Annotated in this window: 3 protein-coding genes; all 3 read right to left on the bottom strand. The window is 36.7% G+C overall.

Annotation, left to right across the window (positions count from 1 at the left end):
• The coding region (locus ACFO5Y_RS00030; protein ID WP_380706307.1) for a helix-turn-helix domain-containing protein at nt 1-769 on the bottom strand (769 nt) is incomplete at its 3' end.
• 37 nt (nt 770-806) lie between these two features.
• Nucleotides 807-1,370: a recombinase family protein gene (locus ACFO5Y_RS00025; protein WP_197105368.1), complete on the bottom strand. Its 564-nt coding sequence runs from the start codon at nt 1,368-1,370 to the stop codon at nt 807-809.
• 244 nt (nt 1,371-1,614) lie between these two features.
• Nucleotides 1,615-2,102, bottom strand: a 488-nt coding sequence (locus ACFO5Y_RS00020; RefSeq protein ID WP_380706306.1) for an HAD-IC family P-type ATPase, incomplete at its 5' end; no start/stop codon positions are given.

Here is a 2,102-nt window from a genome sequence, read left to right as displayed (position 1 = left end):
AATCAATTGCGACTTGCTCCAAATGATTTGAAGTGAAATCACTTCCGTGATCGGTATAGAAAGTTTCAGGCATACCACATATTTGCCAATCAGAGTTGCTTTTTTTCCATATTGCTTGGTGTAAGACTAAAGAAGTTTGAATAGCAGAAGGGTCTTGAAAACTAAGGAAATAACCTGCAACTGCTCGGCTATAATCATCTAAAATAATTGTTAACCATGGCCTCTCTGGCTTTCCTTTTTCGTTTAAGACAAGGATATCCAAGGGAGTGTGGTCAGCCTGCCATATTTCATTGGAGTAATGACATTCACGTCGATAAATCAAATCATAGTTATTTTGATATTCTTTTTTTCCTTTATGGGCTAGTTCCTTTAATTGTGGCGATAGACTTTTCGAAATTGTATACACTTGACTGTAGCTAGGTTGCTCCCAGTTCTTTATTTCGCAAATAATACAGATTTTTCGATGGATAGAAGTTAAGGAATTTTTTCTGTATTTGAATATCAGTTTTTTGATTTCTTCTTGCACGTTTTCTTTCACTTTAAAGCTTCCAGAATCTGATCGCTTTTTTCGAACTAGTCCTTTTAGCCCCGATTGTCGGTATTGGTTTATCCAATGGTACAAGGTTCTTTTCGGGATACCTGATTCTTCAGCAATGTTTTTCAAACTTTCCTCATGGTTTAGATAGGGTGCAATGACTCTGTATTTATCCATGGCTCTTTGTCTCAGTTCTTCTGAATATGAAGTTAATGGAGGCAGGTCTTTTTCCATGAAACATCTCCTTTCGCAAATAGAGGGGGTTAATAGTTTATTTTTTCTTCTTATTTAAATAACGATAAAGAGTGGCTTTGCTTATTCCAGTCATTTCAACAATTTCTTTCACACTGTAATCCTGACTTTCGTACAATTTTATTGCTCGTTCAATATCTCGTTGGTTTACAGGCGGACGTCCGCCTTTTCGCCCTCTCGCACGAGCACTTTTTAAACCTTCTTTTGTACGTTCAACAATCAAATCTCGCTCAAATTGGCTAAATGCTTGAAATACAGTCATCATAAGCCGACCATGTGGAGTGGCAGTATCAAAATTCTCTTTTAAGCTGATCAACTTTATATTATGTTCTTCAAAGTAATTTACAAGTTCAATTAAATCTTTTGTACTGCGACCCAAACGAGAGAAGCTTTCCACGACAACTGTATCACCTGGACGCAATTTATCTTTCAGTCGATTTAATTGCGGACGGTTAGCTTTGGTTCCCGTCATCTTTTCGGTTAGTATCTCATTGCAATTTCGGTCATTGAGTAAGTCCAACTGGCGATCCAATTCCTGTGAACGTGTACTTACTCTGGCATACCCATATACATACCCACTCATAATCCTCTTTCTTCTCTTTTTTATTTTCTCAATTGGATCACAAAGGGGGGATAAAGATACGTAGATAGAAAGTAAAGTTTTGATACTTGAAAAGCCCTCTTTTCAGCTGAAATTTTAGTTGTTTAGAATAGTCTCAAAATCGATTGTTTTTGATACTAACTGATTTATAAAAATATGCCTCTAAAGTTTCCAAAACTTCAGAGGCATATGAAAACGAGAATTAGTTAATATTTGAAACAGGTTATTAATTTTTGATAGGCTTAGAATTAGACCTTAACAATCGAAGCCCATTCAGAATAACAACCAATGTACTTCCTTCATGAATAATGACACTGATTGCAATTTCCGTTAAGCCTAAGAAACTAACGACAACTAAAAAGGCAACAACGGCCATTGAAAAAATAACATTCTGCCAAATGACACGATTCATTTTCGTAGATATATTATGAGATTGTACCAATTTGGATAAATCGTTTTGCATTAAAACTAAATCCGATACCTCTACTGCCACATCGGTCCCATCTCCCATAGCGATTCCCACATCTGCGTTTACGAGAGCGGGGGCATCATTCACTCCGTCTCCAACCATGGTAACTACACCGTATTTTTCTTTTTGTTCGTCTATAATTCTGGATTTGTCTTCCGGCATGACATTCGCAATCACTTCATCTATTCCTAATTGTTTAGCGACTGCTTTACCCGTCATTTCTGAGTCACCAGTAATTAATGTGG

The organism is Ruoffia tabacinasalis, assembly GCF_042652985.1.
Lineage (GTDB): Bacteria > Bacillota > Bacilli > Lactobacillales > Aerococcaceae > Ruoffia > Ruoffia tabacinasalis.
The sequence above is the reverse complement of the archived record's forward strand: the minus strand, read 5'-3'. Positions and strand labels throughout refer to the sequence as shown.